We start from the raw sequence: 18,822 nt of genomic DNA, 5'->3' as shown, positions 1-18,822 counted from the left end.
CTTGAAACAGGGATTTCCCTAGTTTGTCGGATTCCCGAACGCATTTTGTTGACAATATTGAAGGTGCCCACGAATAATTGTCAACAGATTTTCGCAGTTGCTTATGCTGCGTTGCGTTACTTAAAGGCGGGTCTGCCATGTCCAAAAGTCTCAAGCTGGTCTCCTCCGAAACGGTGTCGAAGTCGGGCGCCAAAGCATCGGGAGCAACGCGTATGTCGGTCGAAGAACGGATGTACCACGAGATCTACGACGCGATCATGGAGCACCGCCTGCCCCCGCGCACCAAGCTGACGGAGCATGCGCTTTGCGAAATCTATGCCACCGCACGTCATACGGTGCGCAAGGTCTTCTCTCAACTGGCCGCGGATGGCCTGGTTGATCTGGAACCGAATCGCGGTGCCTTCATCGCCGCGCCTTCCATTGATGAAGCGCACGCCATGTTCGAGCTGCGCCAGATCCTGGAGCGCGCCGTGCTCGACAAGGTCGGCCACAGCCGCAATCCCAAGGCGGCCATCGCGCCCCTGGTGGAACTCGTCAAGCAGGAACGGCAGGCCTTCGTCACGCAGGATCGTCCGCGCTGGATTCGCCTGTCGGCGGAGTTTCACGTGGCGCTGGCCGAACAGTCGGGCAACCCGCTGGTGGTGGAAATGATGCGCCGCCTGGTGTCGCGTACCACGCTGATGATTGCCAGCGTAGAAGCCCCGGGCAACAACGCCTGCTCGTTCGACGAACACCTCGACATCCTCAATGCGCTGGAGCGCGGCGACGCCGCTGCTGCCCAGGCCCACATGGCCCAGCACTTGCAATGCTGCGCAGACCGCGTGCGCCCAGAGGCGCCCGCTGATTTCGATCTGCGCACGGTATTGGGCCCGCGCGGCACGGAGAAAGGCTAAGTCTAGAACCGGTTTTGCTGTATTGGGCGAGCTGGCACGACAGAGGCCGGCCGCCACAAGCCGGACGCCCGTCCGGCTCACCACCCGAAGGAGACCTTCATGACAAGCAGCACCATCGCCGCCCCCACGGCGGATCTCACCAATGAGCGCGTGGCGTACGGACGCCTGCTCGCCTTGGGCCTGCAACATGTATTGGTGATGTATGCAGGCACCGTGGCGGTGCCGCTCATCGTGGGCGGCGCACTACATCTGCCCAAGGAGCAGATGGCTTTCCTGATCAATGCCGACCTGTTTGCAGCCGGTCTTGCCACGCTCATCCAGGCGTTCGGCATTTGGAAGTTCGGTATCCGCATGCCCGTCATGATGGGCGTGACCTTCGCCTCCGTCGGCCCGATGATCGCCATCGGCACCGATCCCACCATTGGCTTGCTGGGCATCTATGGCGCGGTGATCGCGGCGGGGATATTCGGGATCATCGTCGCCCCGCTCATGGGGCGCGTGCTTGGGCTCTTCCCGCCGGTGGTAACGGGCACGGTCATCACGCTGATCGGCATGTCGCTGATGGGCGTGGGCATCAACTGGGCCGCAGGCGGCCAGCCGACGAAGAAGGCTGTGGTGGACGGCGTGCTGCAGACGGTGCCGAACCTGGAGTACGGCAACCTCGGCAACCTGGCCATCGCGGCAGCTGTGCTGGTCATCATCCTGTTGCTGACGAAGTACGGCAAAGGCCTGATCGGCAACATCGCCGTGCTGCTGGGCATCGTGATCGGCACGTTCATCGCCATGGCCTTCGGCAAGGTGAACTTCGCCGGCATGGCCGATGCCGACTGGGTGGCCGTCATCACGCCGCTGCACTTCGGCATGCCGACCTTCCACTTCGGCGCCATCGCCTCGATGTGCATCGTGATGATGATCACGCTGGTGGAATCGACCGGCATGTTCCTGGCGCTGGCCGAGATCACCGGCAAGAAGCTCTCCACCGATGACCTGACCCGTGGCCTGCGCGCTGACGGCCTGGGCACCGTGATCGGCGGCGTGTTCAACACGTTCCCGTACACCTCGTTCTCGCAGAACGTGGGCCTGGTGACCGTGACGGGCGTGCGCTCGCGCTACGTGGCAGCCATGGGCGGCATCATCCTGATCGTGCTGGGCCTGTTCCCGAAGATGGCGCACATCGTGGCTTCGGTGCCGTCCTTCGTGCTGGGCGGTGCGGGCATCGTGATGTTCGGCATGGTGGCTGCAACTGGCGTGCGCATCCTGGGCTCGATCGATTTCAACAAGTACCGCCACAACCTGTTCATCGTGGCCATTTCGATCGGTTTCGGCATGATCCCGACGCTGGCCCCGACGTTCTTCCAATACCTGCCGCATTGGCTGGAGCCGGTCACGCACAGCGGCATCGTGCTGGGCACGCTGGTCGCCGTCACGCTGAACCTCTACTACAACGGCATGCAGTCCGCCGAGCACGCCATGCGCGACGCTGCTGCCAACACCCACGGCACGGAGTGATCGGATGACCGAGCGCATGAACCCCACTGTCACGCAGAACGACCCGCTCCTGATCGCCCGTCATGCCGACGTGCTGGTCACCATGGATGCGCAACGCCGCGAGATCCCCGACGGCGCCCTGGTGGCGCGCGGTGGCGTGATCGAATGGGTGGGCGCCACGGCCGATCTGCCGCCGCAGTATCGCGATGCGATCGGTCAACCCAACGTGCGTGTGATGGAGCTGCGTGACCACGTGGTCACGCCCGGCTTCGTCAACACGCACCACCACATGTATCAGAGCCTGACGCGCGCCCTGCCCGCCGCGCAGGACGCTGAGCTGTTCGGCTGGCTCACGAACCTGTATCCGGTGTGGGCGGGCCTCACGCCCGAGATGGTGCGTGTGTCGACCCTCACCGCGATGGCGGAACTGCTGCTCTCGGGCTGCACGACTTCCAGCGACCACCTGTACCTCTACCCCAACGGCAGCCGGCTGGATGACTCCATCGAAGCCGCGCAGCAGATCGGCATGCGCTTTCACGCCGCGCGCGGCAGCATGAGCGTCGGCCGCAGCCAGGGCGGGCTGCCGCCGGACCGCGTGGTCGAAGGCGAAGAGGCCATCCTCAAGGAAACGCAGCGCCTGATCGAAACCTGGCACGACGCCGATCGCCATTCCATGCTGCGCCTGGTGGTGGCACCGTGCTCACCCTTCTCGGTCTCGCGCGATCTGATGCGCGAGTCGGCCAAGCTCGCGCGCAGCTACGGCGTGTCGATGCACACCCACCTGGCCGAGAACGACAACGACATCGCCTACTCGCGCGAGAAATTCGGCATGACGCCGGCCGAGTATGCGGAAGACCTCGGCTGGGTCGGCCACGACGTCTGGCATGCGCACTGCGTGAAGCTCGACGCGCACGGCATCGACGTGTTTGCACGCACTGGTACCGGCGTGGCGCACTGCCCGTGCTCGAACATGCGCCTCGCCTCGGGCATTGCGCCCATCCGCACCATGCGCGATGCCGGCGTGCCGGTCGGCCTGGGCGTAGACGGCAGCGCCTCGAACGACGGCGCACACATGCTCGGCGAAACACGCCAGGCGATGCTGCTCGCGCGCGTCGGCTTTGGCCCCGCGGCGATGAGCGCGCGTGAAGCGCTGGAAATCGCCACACTTGGTGGCGCCCGCGTACTCAACCGCGACGACATCGGCGCGCTCGCCCCCGGCATGTCCGCTGACTTTGTCAGCTTCGACCGCCATCAAGTCAGCTTTGCCGGCGCAGACCACGACCCGGTCGCCGCGCTGGTGTTCTGCGCCCCGTCCAACGTGGCGCACAGCGTGATCAACGGGCGCGTGGTCGTCGAAGACGGCCGCCTGACCACGCTGGAACTCGACGCCCATCTCACGGTTCACCGGAGGCTCGCGCTGGAACTGGCGCAGGCTGCCCGGGCAGTCCCGGTCTGACGTGATGGCGCTTCTTCTCGTTCATGACACCTCGGTGATGTCGTGAATTCGAAAAACCGCATTCCGCAGTCTGGCCGGTGTTGTATGAAGTCTCCTCGACATGAAAAAACCATGACAAACAATAACTACCCGCGCGATCTCATCGGATACGGCAAGAACCCGCCCAATGCCAATTGGCCGGGCGGCGCGCGCGTGGCCCTGCAGTTCGTCCTCAATTACGAAGAAGGCGGCGAGAACTGCGTGCTGCACGGCGATGCCGGCTCCGAGCAATTCCTCTCCGAGATCATCGGTGCGGCCGCCTACCCTGCTCGCCACATGAGCATGGAGGGCATCTACGAATACGGCTCGCGTGCGGGCGTGTGGCGCATCCTGCGCGAGTTCGAGAAGCGCGGTCTGCCGATGACGATCTTCGGCGTGTCGATGGCCCTACAGCGCCATCCGGACGTGACGCAAGCCTTCGTTGATCTGGGGCACGAGATCGCCTGCCATGGCTGGCGCTGGATCCACTATCAGAACATCGACGAAGCCACCGAGCGCGAGCACATGCGCATCGGCGTCGAGATCATCCGCCAGATGACCGGCAATGCACCACTGGGCTGGTACACCGGCCGCGATAGCCCCAACACGCGCCGTCTGGTGGTCGAGCACGGCGGCTTCGCCTACGACGCTGATTACTACGGCGACGACCTCCCCTTCTGGACCGAAGTGGAAACCTCGGCCGGCCAGACCAAGCCGCATCTGGTGGTGCCGTACACGCTCGACACCAACGACATGCGCTTTGCGAGCCCGCAAGGCTTCAACACGGCCGACCACTTCTATCAGTACCTGAAGGACGCCTTCGACGTGCTGTACGAGGAAGGCGACCCCAACGGCCTCGCCCAGCCGAAGATGCTGTCGATCGGCATGCACTGCCGCCTGCTGGGCCGCCCGGGGCGCTTCCGCGCACTGCAGCGCTTCCTGGATTACGTGCAATCGCATGACAAGGTCTGGATCTGCCGACGCATCGACATTGCGCAGCATTGGATCCAGAACCACCCCTACGGCCAACAACCGGCCAAGCAACCCGTTTTGAGCACCGCAGCATGAGCCAGACCACGTATTCCCTCTCCCAGCTCAACAGCATGGACGCAGCACAATTCGTGCAAGTCCTGGGCGGCATCTACGAGCACTCGCCGTGGGTGGCCGAGCAAACCGCCACGCAGCGCCCGTTCGCCTCGGCCGATGCGCTGAAGGCTGCCATGCGCAACGCCGTGGATACCGCTGGCATTGACCCGCAACTTAAGCTCGTGCGCGCTCACCCGGAGCTGGCAGGCAAGGCCGCCGTGCGCGGTGAACTGACCGCCGAGTCGACGCGTGAGCAAAGCGGCGCAGGCCTGAACCAGTGCACGCCAGAAGAGTTCGCACGCCTGCAGGCGCTCAACGCCCAGTACAACGAGAAGTTCGGCTTCCCGTTCATCCTGGCCGTGCGCGGTTACGACCGTCACGGAATCATCGACAACTTCAGCAAGCGCGTTGAAAACGACCGCGACACTGAACTGCGTACGTCGCTGGAACAGATTCATCGCATCGCCGGTTTCCGTCTGAACGATTTGATTTCAGGCTGACAGCACGACGCTGCAAATGTAGCGAGCACGGGGCGCTGCCCGGCCGGAATGCCTGACCGGCCGGTCCGCGATTGCACCAGAGAGTGCAGCGTGGTGTGCGGCACAAGACCTCACACAGGAGACAGAAACATGCAGTGGATCATCAAGCGCAGTGTCGCGACGCTTGCAGTAGCGTCCGCGTTCGCGGTGTTGAGCGCAGGCGCCATTGGCCAGTCGCCCGCACCGCAGCCCGTTGAGCAGCCCAGTCAGCAGGCGAGCGCCAAGAAAGCGCACGCCACCTACTCCGTTGCGCAACTCAATGCGATGGACAACACGCAGTTTGTGCAGGTGCTCGGCGGTGTCTACGAACATTCGCCGTGGGTTGCCGAGCGTGTCGCTGCGCAACGCCCGTTTGCCTCGGCCGACGCGCTACGCGCAGCCATGCGCAGCGTGGTCGCCAACGCTGGCGAAGCCCAACAGCTCAAGCTCGTACGCGCCCACCCAGAGCTAGCTGGTCGTGCCGCCGTGCGCGGCGAAATGACGGCCGCCTCCACTCGCGAGCAAGGGGGCGCAGGTTTGAACCAGTTGACACCCGAGGAGCTTGCACGCCTGCAAGACCTCAACAAGCGCTACCAAGAGAAATTCGGCTTTCCGTTCATCATGGCCGTGCGCGGCTATGACCGGAACGCCATCTTCGCGGCCTTGGACTCGCGGCTAAACAACGACCGGGAAACCGAGTTGAAAAACTCGCTGGAGCAGGTGGACCGTGTGGTCGGTTTCCGCCTCAACGATTTGATTTCAGGTTAATCAGTACAAAACGCTGTGGGCGCGGTGTCATGGGGCATGGGACACCGCACGGCATGGAACCTGACCAGCCGGCCTGTGACCGCATCAAAGAATGCAGCACAGCCCACAGTGATCTTCAACAACAAAGGAGGTAGCAAATGCAGTCGAAATTCAAGCGTGGCGCGGCCGCGCTCGCAGTGGCATCCGCGCTGGGAGCCTTGAGCGCCGGTGCACAAGCGCAGTCGTCCGTCACACTGTACGGCCAGGTGGATGCCTGGGCCGGCATGACCAAGAACCTGGGCGCGTCTGACCGCGCAGCGGTTGTCAACTCGGGCGGCATGTCGACGTCGTACTGGGGCATGAAGGGCAGCGAAGACCTGGGCAACGGTCTGAAAGCCATCTTCACGTTGGAAGCGTTCTTCCGCCCCGACACCGGCAAGGCCGGTCGCTTTGACGGCGACACGTTCTTCGCCCGCAATTCGTTCGTGGGCCTGCAATCGAACTCGTGGGGCTCGATTAAGCTTGGCCGCCTGACGCCGCCGTACTTCGTCTCGACGATCCTCTTCAACCCGTTCGGCGATTCGTACACCTTCTCGCCCATGGTGTTCCACACCTACCTGGGCAACGGCCGAACGGGTGCAGCCGGCATCTCGGGCCTGGTGGGCGATTCAGGCTGGAACAACGCGATCATGTACTCCACGCCGGACTTCAACGGCCTGACCGGCAACGTCATCTACGGCGCGGGCGAGCAAGCCGGCCACAACGGCCAGAACAAGTGGGGCGGCAACTTCCTCTACTTCCACGGCAACTTCGCAGCCACGGCGGCGTTCCAGCAAGTGCGCTTCGATTCGAACCCGGGTGACCTGAACGCATTGGTGGCCGGCTTCCAACGTCAGTCGGCGGCGCAACTTGGCGCTACGTATGACTTCGGCGTGGTCAAGCTGTACGGTCAGTACCAGTACATCAAGAACACGATCGCCACGGGCGATGCGAAGAGCAATGGCGGCCAACTGGGTGCGTCGATTCCGCTGGGCGCAGGCAGCATCCTGGCGTCGTACGCCTACACGAAGACCTCGGGTGCAGCGGACGTGAAGCGCAACACCTGGGCAATCGGCTACGACTACTCGCTGTCCAAGCGCACCGACGTGTACGCCGCGTACTTCCGCGACAAGGTGTCCGACCTGAGTTCGGCTGACACCTTCGGCGTGGGCATCCGCGCGAAGTTCTAAGCGGTTGCTTTCCTTGTCACCGCCCGCGTATCGACAGCGCGGGCGGATCATTCAAACGGCGTTCCGGGCTCGGGCGCCGTTTTTTTTTGCCCATCGCCCCCCTTATCCCGAACCCGCCATAGAAAAACGGCGCCTGAATTGCTTCAGGCGCCGCTGTTCATTCGGGCCACCGCACGCGGCGGCAGCCCAGGTTTGGCAGTCAACCGATCAACGGTCCGCCGACACGTCTGCCACCGCCAGTGCCGTCATGTTGACGATACGGCGCGATGTGGCCGACGGGTTCAGGATGTGCACCGGCTTGGCCGCTCCCAGCAGGATCGGGCCCACCGTCACGCCCTGCCCGCCCGTCATCTTGAGTACGTTGAACGTGATGTTGGCCGCATCCAGCGTCGGCATCACCAGCAGGTTGGCGCTACCGGCAAATGCGCTCTTGGGCAGGAAGTGGTGACGGATATCTTCCGACAGCGCCGCATCGCCCTGGATCTCGCCTTCCACCTGCAGCTCGGGCACCTCAGCCTTCAGCAGGTCATACGCCGCACGCACCTTGCGCGCCGACGCGCTCTTCGACGAACCGAACATCGAGTGCGACAGCATTGCCACCTTCGGCTCCTGACCAAAGCGGCGCACTTCTTCCGCGGCCAGCTTGGTGATGTCGGCCAGCTCTTCAGCGGACGGGTTCTCGTTGACGAACGTGTCGGTGATGAACAGCGTGTGCTTCTCGAGCATCAGGCCGTTCATGGCGGCGAACACCTTGGCGTTCGGGGCCAGGCCGATCACGTCACGCACGTGCTCCAGGTGCGCGTCGAAGCGGCCAACCGTGCCGCACAGCATCGCATCGGCATCGCCCAGGCGCACCAGCATCGCGCCGATCAGCGTGTTCGAGCGGCGCAGTTGCGACTTGGCCATGTCCGGCGTCACACCGTTGCGGCCCATCAGCTCGTGGTAAGCGGTGTGGTACTGATGGAAACGCGGGTCATCTTCCGGGTTGATCAACTCGAAATGCACGCCCGGCTTCAGGCGCAGGCCTGCCTTCTGGATGCGCATCTCGATCACGTGCGGGCGGCCGATCAGGATCGGGTGGGCCAAGCCTTCGTCCACCACCGTCTGCACGGCACGCAGCACGCGCTCTTCTTCACCTTCGGCATAAACAACACGCTTCGGGTTGGCCTTGGCCGCCGAGAACACCGGGCGCATAGTCAGGCCCGTGTGATACACGAAGTCGCTCAGTTGGGCGCGATAGGCGTCCAGATCCTTGATCGGGCGCGTGGCCACGCCGGACTCTTCCGCTGCCTTGGCAACCGCCGGGGCGATCTTCTCGATCAGGCGCGAATCGAACGGCTTCGGAATGATGTAGTCCGGGCCGAAGTTCAGGTCCTGGCCGGCATAGGCCTGGGCCACGGCGTCGTTCGTTTCGGCTTCGGCCAGTTCAGCGATGGCCTTCACGCACGCCAGCTTCATGGCTTCCGTGATCTTGGTGGCGCCGCAATCGAGCGCGCCACGGAAGATGTACGGGAAGCACAGCACATTGTTGACCTGGTTCGGGTAGTCCGAACGGCCCGTGGCGATAATGCAGTCCGGGCGCGCGGCCTTGGCCACTTCCGGGCGGATTTCCGGCTCAGGGTTGGCCAGCGCCAGGATGATGGGCTTCGGTGCCATGGTCTTGACCATGTCGGCTGTCAACACGCCGGCAGCCGAGCACCCCAGGAAGACGTCGGCATCGCGCACGATGTCAGCCAGCGTACGAGCCGAGGTGTCCTGCGCATAGCGCGCCTTGTTCGCCTCCATCTTGGCGTCGCGGCCAACGTAGATCACGCCCTTGGAGTCGACCACGTAGACGTTCTCGCGCTTGACGCCCAGGCCGACCATCACGTCCAGGCAGGCGATTGCCGCAGCGCCGGCGCCCGACACCGCCACCTTCACCTTGGCGATGTCCTTGCCAACCACCTTCAAGCCGTTGAGCAGCGCCGCCGACGAGATGATCGCCGTGCCGTGCTGGTCGTCGTGGAAGACGGGGATGTTCAGGCGGTCACGCAGCTTCTGCTCGATGTAGAAGCACTCCGGCGCCTTGATGTCTTCGAGGTTGATACCGCCCAGCGTCGGCTCCAGCGAGGCAATGATGTCGACCAGCTTGTCCGGATCGCGCTCGGCCAGTTCGATATCGAACACGTCGATGCCGGCAAACTTCTTGAACAGGCAGCCCTTGCCTTCCATCACCGGCTTGCTGGCCAGCGGGCCGATATCGCCCAGGCCCAGCACGGCTGTACCGTTGGTGATCACGCCGACAAGGTTGCCGCGCGAGGTGTACTCGGCCGCCAGCGCCGGATCCTGCTCAATCGCCAGACACGGATACGCCACGCCCGGCGAGTACGCCAGCGACAGATCACGCTGGTTGATCAACGCCTTGGTCGGGCGCACCTCGATCTTGCCGCGCGTCGGGGCGCGGTGGTATTCAAACGCGGCGCGGCGCAGTTCGGCCTCGGCGCCTTGGTCTTGGGAATCGGGCGAGGCGTCGTGAAGCTTGTCGTTCATGTCGATGAATCCTGATGGAGCCTGAGGAGGAGTTCCGCAGATGAGACGCACATGCGCTCAGGCAGAAACTCCCTGAGACGAAGTGGCAAAAAACAGTGGAAACAGAGAGAAACCGGGAGCGAGGCCGCACGCGTTGCGGGGCACCGTCAGGAGGGTAGCGACGGGGCGCGGGCAGCGCCGGCCAGGGGTGGCGGTCGGCGCGAGATGGGATGGAGTGACAACGCTCAAGCGGGGTACGGCTGGCGGCCTACAAATTAGGTCGTACATTCTAACGTAGACCGCCTGCCAAACCCACTCGGGCACACTACTTAGCCGCTGGTTTCACCGATGGATCAACGGGCAGTTCCACGAGGATGGGCTGCGCATTTGGTGCCGGGAAATTAGCGAACGCGCTGCGGACGAGGTACGGCATCACCGCGGTCAGCGAACCGTCCCCGCCTTGGGTCTGCGCGGTCACCTGATAGACACGCTTGCCCGATGCCGCTTCTTCAATTTCGACGTGATAGGCATAGAACGGCACTTGCACATTGGTGTCGACATACTGCGGACCCCATGGGCCCCAGGGCCCCCACGGACCACGCCACGGCCCCCACGGGCCGGGGCCCCAGTACGGATCGGGGTACACGGGCTGGCGCACCTGCACCAGGCGCATGGCGGTCGAATAATCCAGGCGGACCAAGTAGCGTGCGCCCGCACGTGGCGCACTGGTAAAGCCATGCGCGGCCAGTTGGTCGGACGTCCAAGCCTCGTAGGTCTGGCGCTCCAGGTCGTTTTGCTGCGCTGCAGTGTGCTCAAACGCGTAGGTGCGCGGCGGCGCGTCTTGCCAGCCGGGCTGCTTGAACGCCGTGACCTGGCTGGTGACGGTGCTGGCGCAACCCGCCAGCAGGCTGGTGGCCATCAGCGCACCGGCTATCGGCCAGATGCCGGATGCTTTGATCCTCTTGGCCCAATTCCACATAGAACCCCCCCCCCAAATCTCCAATCAGACAGATTTCGGCGCACACGCAAAGCGTTGCAGCCAACCTTTTACTCAGAGTCCCCCTGCGCGCCGAAGATTCCCGCCAAGCGCCTGAGTACAATGGTCTTTTGCGTTCCGCTACGAGGATGTTACCGATGTTGCGCACCGATACCGCCGTGACGATTTACCGCAAGGATTACGCCGCCCCCGCATTCCGCATCGATGAAGTGGCCCTGGAGATCGACCTCGTGCCCGAGCGCACCCGCGTCGTCAACCGCATGCGCATGACCCGCACGGACGCCGGCAAGCCGCTCGTGCTGGTGGGCGAAGGGCTGGAACTGGCGGGCGCAACCGTCGACGGCCAAGCCCTGTCTGGCTTGCAGGCCAATGGCGACACGCTCACCATCGATACCGTGCCGGCCGACGTCGGCACCAGCTTCACGCTGGAACTCACGACGTACTGCAACCCCGCGGCCAATTCGTCGCTGATGGGGCTGTACGTTTCCAACGGCAACTTCTTCACGCAGTGCGAGGCCGAGGGTTTCCGCAAGATCACCTACTTCCTCGACCGCCCGGACGTGATGACGGTCTACACCGTCACGCTGCGCGCCTCGAAGGCGGACTACCCGGTGCTGCTGTCCAACGGCAATCTCGTGTCGGAGCGCGACCTGCCGGATGGCCGCCACGAAGCCGTGTGGCACGACCCGTTCAAGAAGCCGTCGTACCTGTTTGCGCTGGTGGCGGGCAAGCTCGAATGCATCGAAGAGCGCATCCAGTCCGCGTCGGGCAAGGAAAAGCTGCTGCAGGTGTGGGTCGAATCGCAAGACCTGGGCAAGACGCGCCATGCGATGGATTCGCTGATCCACTCGATCCACTGGGACGAGCGCCGCTTCGGGCTGGAGCTGGATCTGGACCGCTTCATGATCGTCGCCGTGGGCGACTTCAACATGGGCGCGATGGAGAACAAGGGCCTGAACATCTTCAACACGAAGTACGTGCTGGCCAATGCGGAGACCGCCACCGACGTAGACTTCGCCAACATCGAATCGGTGGTCGGCCACGAATACTTCCACAACTGGACGGGCAACCGCGTCACCTGCCGCGACTGGTTCCAACTGAGCCTGAAGGAAGGCCTGACGGTGTTCCGCGACCAGGAGTTCTCCGCCGACATGGCCGCACTTGCAGGCAATGAAGCTGCTGCCGCAAGCGCCCGCGCCGTCAAGCGCATCGAAGACGTCCGCCTGCTGCGTCAAGCGCAATTCCCGGAAGATGCCGGCCCGATGGCCCACCCGGTGCGCCCCGACAGCTACGAAGAGATCAACAACTTCTACACCGTCACGGTGTACGAAAAAGGCGCCGAAGTGGTGCGCATGTACCAGACCCTGCTCGGCCGCGACGGCTTCCGCAAGGGCATGGACCTGTACTTCCAGCGCCACGACGGCCATGCCGTCACCTGCGACGATTTCCGCGCCGCCATGGCCGATGCCAACGGCCGCGACCTCACGCAATTCGGCCGCTGGTACAGCCAGGCCGGCACGCCGGTCGTTGCCGTAGAAGGCCACCACGATGCGGCCACGCACACCTACACACTCACGCTGCGCCAGCGTTGCGAGCCGGTCGGCATCGAAGTGAACAGCGGCATCCAGAAGCAGCCGTTCCACATTCCGTTCGCCGTGGGCTTGATCGACAGCCAGGGCCGCGACCTGCCGTTGCGCTTGCGCGGCGAAACCGCATCGCCCTCGCCCGCGACCACGCGCGTGCTCGACTTCACCGAGACCAAGCAGACCTTCGTGTTCGAAGACGTGGCCGAGGCACCGCTGCCCTCGCTGCTGCGTAATTTCTCGGCGCCGGTCGTCGTCGAATACGGCTACACGACCGAGCAGCTCACGTTCCAGCTCGCGCACGATTCCGATCCGTTCAACCGCTGGGAAGCCGGCCAGCGCCTCGCCACCGACACGCTGCTGCGCATGGTGGCTGACATTCAGCACGGCCGCGCGCCGGTGGTCGACCCGGCGCTGGTGGAAGCGCTGCGCGCGGTGGTAGCAGACAGGTCCCTCGACCCCGCCTTCCGCGAGCAGATGCTGATCCTGCCGGCCGAGAGCTACCTGGCCGAGCGCATGGACGTGGCCGATCCGGCAGCCATTCACACCGCACGCCGCACGCTGCGCCGCACGCTGGCGGAAAAGCTCAACACCGAGCTGACGCACGCCTATCAGGACAACCAGACCGAAGGCGCCTACACGCCCGATGCCGTATCCGCCGGCAAGCGCGCGCTCAAGAACATCGCGCTCGGCTATCTGGTGGAAACCGAAGCCCCTGAAGCGCTGGCCCTGGCCGAACAGCAATACGCCCGCGCCACCAACATGACCGACCGCATGGGCGCCCTTTCGGCGATGGTCGCCAGCTACGCCCCCGGCCGTGAGGCCGCGCTGGCCGACTTCTACACGCGCTTTGCCGACGACGCGCTCGTCATCGACAAGTGGTTCTCGCTGCAAGCCGTGCAGCCCGGCGGCGCCGGCAAGCCGACGCTGGAAACCGTGCGTGCACTGATGGCGCATCCGGCCTTCACGCTGCGCAACCCGAACCGCGCACGTTCGCTGATCTTCAGCTTCTGCTCGGGCAACCCCGCGCAGTTCCACGCGGCTGATGGTTCTGGCTACGCGTATTGGGCAGAGCAGGTGCTAGCGCTCGACGCGATCAACCCGCAGGTGTCCGCACGCCTGGCGCGCGCGCTGGACCGCTGGCGCAAGTACGTGCCGGCGCTGCGCGACGCCATGCAGGACGCGCTCAAGCGCGTGGCGGCCCACCCGAGCCTCTCGCGCGATGTGCGCGAGATCGTCGGCAAAGCGCTGGCGTGATGCAGTCTGTTACCCAGTGTGTCGTAAAATCGCGCCCGTCTCAGGAGAACCCATGAAGCGCATCAACCTCACCCGCTACCTGATCGAAGAGCAGCGCGAACACAACACCATCCCGGCCGAGCTGCGCTTGCTGCTCGAAGTCGTGGCGCGCGCCTGCAAGGCGATCTCGCACAGCGTCAACAAGGGCGCCCTTGCCGGCGTGCTCGGCTCGGCCGGCACCGGCAACGTGCAAGGCGAAACCCAGCAGAAGCTGGACGTGATCGCCAACGAAGTCCTGCTCGAAGCCAACGAATACGGCGGCAACCTGGCCGCCATGGCCTCGGAAGAAATGGAATCGTTCTACGAGATTCCGCACCGCTATCCGAAGGGCGAATACCTGCTGCTGTTCGATCCGCTCGACGGCTCGTCCAACATCGACGTGAACGTGTCGATCGGCACGATCTTCTCGGTGCTGCACATGCCCAAGGCCGGCGAAACCGTCACCGAGGCTGATTTCATGCAGCCCGGCGCCAAGCAGGTCGCCGCTGGTTACGCCGTGTACGGCCCGCAGACCACGCTGGTGCTGACCGTCGGCAACGGCGTGCACATGTTCACGCTCGATCGCGAAGTCGGCAGCTTCATCCTGACCAGCCGCGACGTGAAGATCCCCGCCGACACGAAGGAATTCGCCATCAACATGTCGAACATGCGCCACTGGGCCCCGCCCGTGCGCCGCTACATCGACGAATGCCTGGCCGGCACTGAAGGCCCGCGCGGCAAGGATTTCAACATGCGCTGGATCGCCTCGATGGTGGCCGACGTGCATCGCATCCTCACGCGCGGCGGCATCTTCATGTACCCGTGGGACAAGCGCGAGCCGGGCAAGGCAGGCAAGCTGCGCCTGATGTACGAAGCCAATCCGATGGCGTTCCTGGTGGAACAGGCCGGCGGCGCGGCCACCAACGGCGAGCAGCGCATCCTCGATATCCAGCCGGAGAAGCTGCACCAGCGCGTGGCAGTCGTCCTGGGTTCGAAGAACGAGGTGGATCGCGTCACGCAGTACCACCTTGAGGCCAAGTAACGACGTTTGACGGTGTTTTTCAGCGATTGTTGCAGGGCGCCAAAAAGTTCTGTTAGAATCGCTGTTTCCGACGCCGCTGTAGCTCAGTCGGTAGAGCAGCGCATTCGTAATGCGAAGGTCACCAGTTCGATTCCGGTCAGCGGCACCAGAATTCAAAAAGCCCAGTCTTCATCGACTGGGCTTTTTGCTTTGGTTCTAAAGAACCGATCAGGCGGCCGGGATGCGCAGCTTCTGCCCCGGATAGATCTTGTTCGGGTCCGACAGCATCGGCTTGTTCGCCTCGAAAATCACCGGGTACTTGTTGGCATCGTCGTAGAACTTCTTGGCGATGGCCGACAGCGTATCGCCGCGCTCCACCGTGTGCCATTGCGATTCTTCCGACTCGGTGTTGACCGACATCTGGTCATCCACCGACTTGATACCGTCGACGTTGCCGCAGCACAGGATGATCTTCTCGCGCGTGGGCTGATCAGGCGCCACACCAAACACCTTGGCGGCATCGCCTTCCACTTGCACCGACAGTGCGGTGGCGCTCAGACCCTGCTGAGCAATGTAATCCTGAATCGCCTGGCCCTTGGCATCGTCGGCTGCCTTGGCGGCATCTGCGTCTGCGGATGCATCAGCGGGCGCAGCTGCGGCGCTACCGTGGAACAGCTTTTCGCCAGCTTCTTTGATGAAGTCAAAAAAACCCATAACGACCTCCATAAGTACACAACGGGGAACGGAAAAGCATCAGGCGCGTGACAGTTGGGGCGCGCCCGTCGCCGCAGTGTAGCCGCTCACATGCGGTGTCTCCATGACAGGCCGGGCGCAAATGCAAACTTTGCTGCACGCAGAACATGCAGTTACACCGATTACTTCGCGTTGCTGCGGCGCAGCAAATTCACTGGCACAATGGTCCGTAATCCGAACCTACAATGCGCCGGAGGGAGCGCATACTGCCGCCCCGCCCGAGCCCCCGCCACCATGCACCGTACGTGGATGAAGTCCATCTCCCGGCTGGTTGACGCGTTGACCACACCGGATTTCGGTCGCCAGTCGTGGCCGCCCAAGCCGGTCAAGCCACCCAAAGCCGGCACCCGCCGCGACGGCTCTCGTCGCGTGCGCGTGCCCGCCGTACCGACGCCTACCGCCGGCACCTTTGCACGCGAGCAATTCATCTACGAGCCCGAATCACCCGCCGTGGTGGCACGTCGCCCGGAATACTGGCTCTACACACCGCCCACGCGCGGGAGCAAGCCACCCGCGCTGATGGTGATGCTGCACGGCTGCAAACAATCGGCCGAAGTGCTGGCACACGGCACGCGCATGAATGCGCTGGCGGACCGCGAGGGTTTCATCGTGCTGTATCCGGAGCAGCCGCGCCGCGCGCATCCGCAATGTTGCTGGCACTGGTACGACCCCGAGCACGTGGGTGCGCGCGAGGCGGACGGCATCTGTCGGCTGATCGAACAAACGCTGAAACAGACCGGCGCCGACCCTTCACGCGTGTATCTGGCAGGGCTGTCGGCTGGCGCAGGATTGGCTGGCCTGATGGCGCTGCGCCATCCGAAATTGTTTGCCGCGCTGGCGCTGCACTCCGGCCCGGCACTGGGCATCGCGCGCACCCCCGCCTCGGCGTTGAACCTGATGCGCCGCGGCGCCCGCGTGGATCCGCTCGATGCGCTATCGGCGGTGGTGGACGTGGCCACCTACCCCGGCATGCCGACGATGATCCTGCATGGCCTGCGCGATGACGCCGTCAACCCGGCCAACCAGGCGCAATTGGCCTCGCAGTTCCGTGCGCTGAACCACCTGGGCGATGCTGCCGGCATGTCTCGCGAAACCTCGCGCGGCGACGGGTTCGTCCTGCGCAACGACATGCGTAACGGTGAATGCGTCGTCAGCCTATGCCAACTCACAGCAACCGGCCACGCATGGAGCGGCGGCGACCCACGCTATGCCTTCCACGCACCCGGGCCGGATGCGACCTGGCTGTGGTGGCAATTCGCGCGACGCCACGCACGCGAAGCCGCGCTGGCTGCGTAGGATGGTTCATCAGAGATCAATCGACTGCTGAACGCCACCACGCCCCAGCAGCTCGTCGATCAGGCCGTAGCCGCGCGCGAGGCCGGCATCCTCTGCCACTTCGCGCGTCGGCAATGGGCGCTCGTCATGCGAATGCGCAACCAGCGTTTCGACGGCCGTCGGGTCTGCGCCTGATTCGCAGATGCGCACGACGAAATCCCACAGCGCTGGCGCCTCAGCACCACCCTTGCCCGCCGGGCGCGCTGCACGCGGGATGGCCAGTACGTACACGTCGAAATCCTTGTACACCTCGGTGCGCCAGTTCGATTCCACGGTCATGTTGCCTCCTCGGAGCGCCGGCATGTCGTGGCACAGTGTGTCGACATTGAAAGCGCGCCCGAAAAAAAATACAGGCCGGTACATGACCGGCCTGTCTTCACAGCATCAGCATTCGCCCTTCTTGGCGTGACCCGGAGGGCAATGGTAACGATCATCGCGGTCGCGACGACCGTGGTCCCAGTCGCGATCCCGATCACGGCCACGCCAACGGCCATCATCGCCGCGATCCCAACCGCCCTCATGCATCTGCCAACCGCGCGGACCTTGCTCCCAACGCGGCTCGCGCCAGTGATAGCCGTCACGGCCGTGCTCACGATAGCCGCGACGCCAGACATAGCGACCATCGCGCCATTGCCAGTAACCCGGCACCCATACGTAGCCCGGCTCCATGACCGGCACGGGTTCATATTGCGGCGGCGGCGGCGCATACGTCGGACCAATCTGCACACCAATGGACACCTGCGCCTGCGCGGGCAATGCGATCGACGCCACCACACCGGCCGCAGTCAGGCATGTGGCGAGAATCCATGCGTTCTTCTTCATCTGAGACCTCCTTCCTCTGCAATCGAGCTTGATTCGATCCTAGCATCGGCCTGCGCCGCGATCTCTAGGGTGTTACGCGGCGTTACCTTCGTTACCGGATGCCGAAATTGTGTTCACGTTTGCGTGACGCGGCCCGCGCGCCTCTTCAAGCCATGCACAGAACGCCTGCACCACCTCGTCGCCGAGATTGCGTGCCGGGCAATACCAGTAGTAGCTGCGCGCGGCCAATGCCAAATCTGGGAACGGTGCAATGAGACGCCCTTCCTCCAGGTCTTCTGCGATGAGCGCCGACGGCCCCATCGCCACCCCAAGCCCATCAATGGCGGCCTGGATCGATAGGTAGAAATGCTCGAACGTGAGCGCATGCGCGGGCCGCAGGTTGGGCACACCTGCCAGCACGAGCCAGCTCGGCCAGATCGAAGGCAGCGTGTCGGAATGCAGCAGCGTGTGTCGCCGCAAATCCGACGGCGCCACCAGCGGCGCGCGCTTGAGCAGTGCCGGACTGCATACGGGAAAGCGGCTTTCACCCAGGAAGCGCCCTGAACGAAAGCCCGCATGGATTTCCGGCCCGCCGCGGATGATCACGTCGAAGTTGTCGGGCAGATCTTCAATCTCCTCAATGGACGTGGTTAGTCGCACCTCCACGCGCGGAAACCGCATCTGAAAGGTCGATAGACGCGGAATCAACCAGCGCATCGTGAAGGTCGGAATGCTGTTCACGCGCAGGATGCGCGCCGCATCGCGATCGCGCACCGACTGGCTGGCCGCGCTGATGCGATCCAGCGCCACACCAATCTCCGAGAGGTAACGCTGCCCCGCGTCAGTCAACTCCACACGCCGGTTCAGGCGCCGGAACAGCGGCACATCCAGCCACGCTTCCAGCACCTGAATCTGCCGGCTGATCGCGCCATGCGTGACGCTCAACTCTTCGCCGGCACGCGTAAAGCTCAGGTGGCGCGCCGCAGATTCAAACGCGCGCACGGCATTCAACGGGGGCAGCTTGCGCATATCGCGTGAGTTTTTTGCACAGATCAGGTCAGTATATATCGATTGTTGATCACAATCCGTGCCGATACGCTGTCGCCTTCTTGCT

Annotated in this window: 16 protein-coding genes and 1 tRNA gene; 11 read left to right on the top strand and 6 right to left on the bottom strand. The window is 63.9% G+C overall.

Annotated elements, in window-relative coordinates:
- The first annotated feature begins 137 nt into the window (after positions 1-137).
- The 7 genes from ACS13N_RS03660 (at position 138) to ACS13N_RS03630 (ending at position 7,435) form a co-directional block, all read left to right on the top strand.
- Complete coding sequence (locus tag ACS13N_RS03660; RefSeq protein ID WP_438930399.1) at positions 138-893, top strand: GntR family transcriptional regulator; 756 nt, start codon at positions 138-140, stop codon at positions 891-893.
- Positions 894-992: 99 nt separating this feature from the next.
- Entirely contained in the window at positions 993-2,402 is a 1,410-nt protein-coding gene (locus ACS13N_RS03655) for a nucleobase:cation symporter-2 family protein (protein ID WP_438930398.1), read from the top strand.
- 16 nt (positions 2,403-2,418) lie between these two features.
- Positions 2,419-3,837 (top strand): 8-oxoguanine deaminase, encoded by a 1,419-nt coding sequence (locus ACS13N_RS03650; protein WP_438930608.1) that lies wholly within the window; start codon positions 2,419-2,421, stop codon positions 3,835-3,837.
- 111 nt (positions 3,838-3,948) lie between these two features.
- Entirely contained in the window at positions 3,949-4,923 is a 975-nt protein-coding gene (gene puuE / locus ACS13N_RS03645) for an allantoinase PuuE (protein ID WP_438930397.1), read from the top strand.
- Positions 4,920-5,441 carry a 2-oxo-4-hydroxy-4-carboxy-5-ureidoimidazoline decarboxylase gene (uraD, locus tag ACS13N_RS03640; RefSeq protein ID WP_438930396.1) on the top strand — a complete coding sequence of 174 codons (522 nt, stop codon included), beginning with the start codon at positions 4,920-4,922 and terminating at the stop codon, positions 5,439-5,441. Before puuE ends, uraD (ACS13N_RS03640) begins: the two co-directional genes overlap by 4 nt.
- Positions 5,442-5,744: 303 nt before the next feature.
- Positions 5,745-6,227, top strand: a complete 483-nt coding sequence (gene uraD, locus ACS13N_RS03635) for a 2-oxo-4-hydroxy-4-carboxy-5-ureidoimidazoline decarboxylase (protein ID WP_438930607.1) — start codon at positions 5,745-5,747, stop codon at positions 6,225-6,227.
- A 137-nt stretch (positions 6,228-6,364) separates the two neighbouring features.
- Entirely contained in the window at positions 6,365-7,435 is a 1,071-nt protein-coding gene (locus ACS13N_RS03630) for a porin (protein ID WP_438930395.1), read from the top strand.
- Positions 7,436-7,642: 207 nt separating this feature from the next.
- Here ACS13N_RS03630 and ACS13N_RS03625 read toward each other — a convergent pair whose 3' ends face one another.
- Positions 7,643-9,964: an NADP-dependent malic enzyme gene (locus tag ACS13N_RS03625; protein ID WP_438930394.1), complete on the bottom strand. Its 2,322-nt coding sequence runs from the start codon at positions 9,962-9,964 to the stop codon at positions 7,643-7,645.
- Between the two features lie 304 nt (positions 9,965-10,268).
- A complete protein-coding gene (locus ACS13N_RS03620) occupies positions 10,269-10,922 on the bottom strand; it encodes a DUF4136 domain-containing protein (protein ID WP_438930393.1) in 654 nt (217 codons plus the stop codon).
- 155 nt (positions 10,923-11,077) lie between these two features.
- On the opposite strand from ACS13N_RS03620, the gene pepN reads away from it, so the two are divergent.
- The 3 genes from pepN to ACS13N_RS03605 all read left to right on the top strand — a co-directional run bounded on the left by pepN (position 11,078) and on the right by ACS13N_RS03605 (position 14,988).
- Positions 11,078-13,780 (top strand): aminopeptidase N, encoded by a 2,703-nt coding sequence (gene pepN / locus ACS13N_RS03615; RefSeq protein ID WP_438930392.1) that lies wholly within the window; start codon positions 11,078-11,080, stop codon positions 13,778-13,780.
- 52 nt (positions 13,781-13,832) lie between these two features.
- Positions 13,833-14,840, top strand: coding sequence for a class 1 fructose-bisphosphatase (locus ACS13N_RS03610; protein WP_438930391.1), 1,008 nt, complete (start codon positions 13,833-13,835; stop codon positions 14,838-14,840).
- Positions 14,841-14,912: 72 nt separating this feature from the next.
- Positions 14,913-14,988: transfer RNA gene (locus tag ACS13N_RS03605), tRNA-Thr, on the top strand.
- Between the two features lie 59 nt (positions 14,989-15,047).
- On the opposite strand, the gene lysM is transcribed toward ACS13N_RS03605, so the two are convergent.
- Positions 15,048-15,533: a peptidoglycan-binding protein LysM gene (gene lysM / locus ACS13N_RS03600; protein ID WP_199029109.1), complete on the bottom strand. Its 486-nt coding sequence runs from the start codon at positions 15,531-15,533 to the stop codon at positions 15,048-15,050.
- A gap of 288 nt (positions 15,534-15,821) precedes the next feature.
- Between lysM and ACS13N_RS03595 the strand changes: the two genes are divergently transcribed.
- On the top strand, positions 15,822-16,868 hold the full coding sequence (locus ACS13N_RS03595) for an extracellular catalytic domain type 1 short-chain-length polyhydroxyalkanoate depolymerase (RefSeq protein ID WP_438930390.1): 1,047 nt from the start codon (positions 15,822-15,824) through the stop codon (positions 16,866-16,868).
- Positions 16,869-16,877: 9 nt separating this feature from the next.
- On the opposite strand, the gene ACS13N_RS03590 is transcribed toward ACS13N_RS03595, so the two are convergent.
- The 3 genes from ACS13N_RS03590 to gcvA form a co-directional block, all read right to left on the bottom strand.
- Positions 16,878-17,186: a hypothetical protein gene (locus ACS13N_RS03590; RefSeq protein ID WP_438930389.1), complete on the bottom strand. Its 309-nt coding sequence runs from the start codon at positions 17,184-17,186 to the stop codon at positions 16,878-16,880.
- A gap of 105 nt (positions 17,187-17,291) precedes the next feature.
- The gene (locus ACS13N_RS03585; protein WP_438930388.1) at positions 17,292-17,729 is read right to left on the bottom strand and encodes a YXWGXW repeat-containing protein; all 438 of its coding nucleotides are present in this window, start codon (positions 17,727-17,729) and stop codon (positions 17,292-17,294) included.
- A gap of 72 nt (positions 17,730-17,801) precedes the next feature.
- A complete protein-coding gene (gene gcvA / locus ACS13N_RS03580; protein WP_438930387.1) occupies positions 17,802-18,737 on the bottom strand; it encodes a transcriptional regulator GcvA in 936 nt (311 codons plus the stop codon).
- Positions 18,738-18,822 lie beyond the last annotated feature (85 nt).

Source organism: Ralstonia sp. 24A2, from assembly GCF_051783885.1.
GTDB lineage: Bacteria > Pseudomonadota > Gammaproteobacteria > Burkholderiales > Burkholderiaceae > Ralstonia.
The sequence above is the reverse complement of the archived record's forward strand: the minus strand, read 5'-3'. Positions and strand labels throughout refer to the sequence as shown.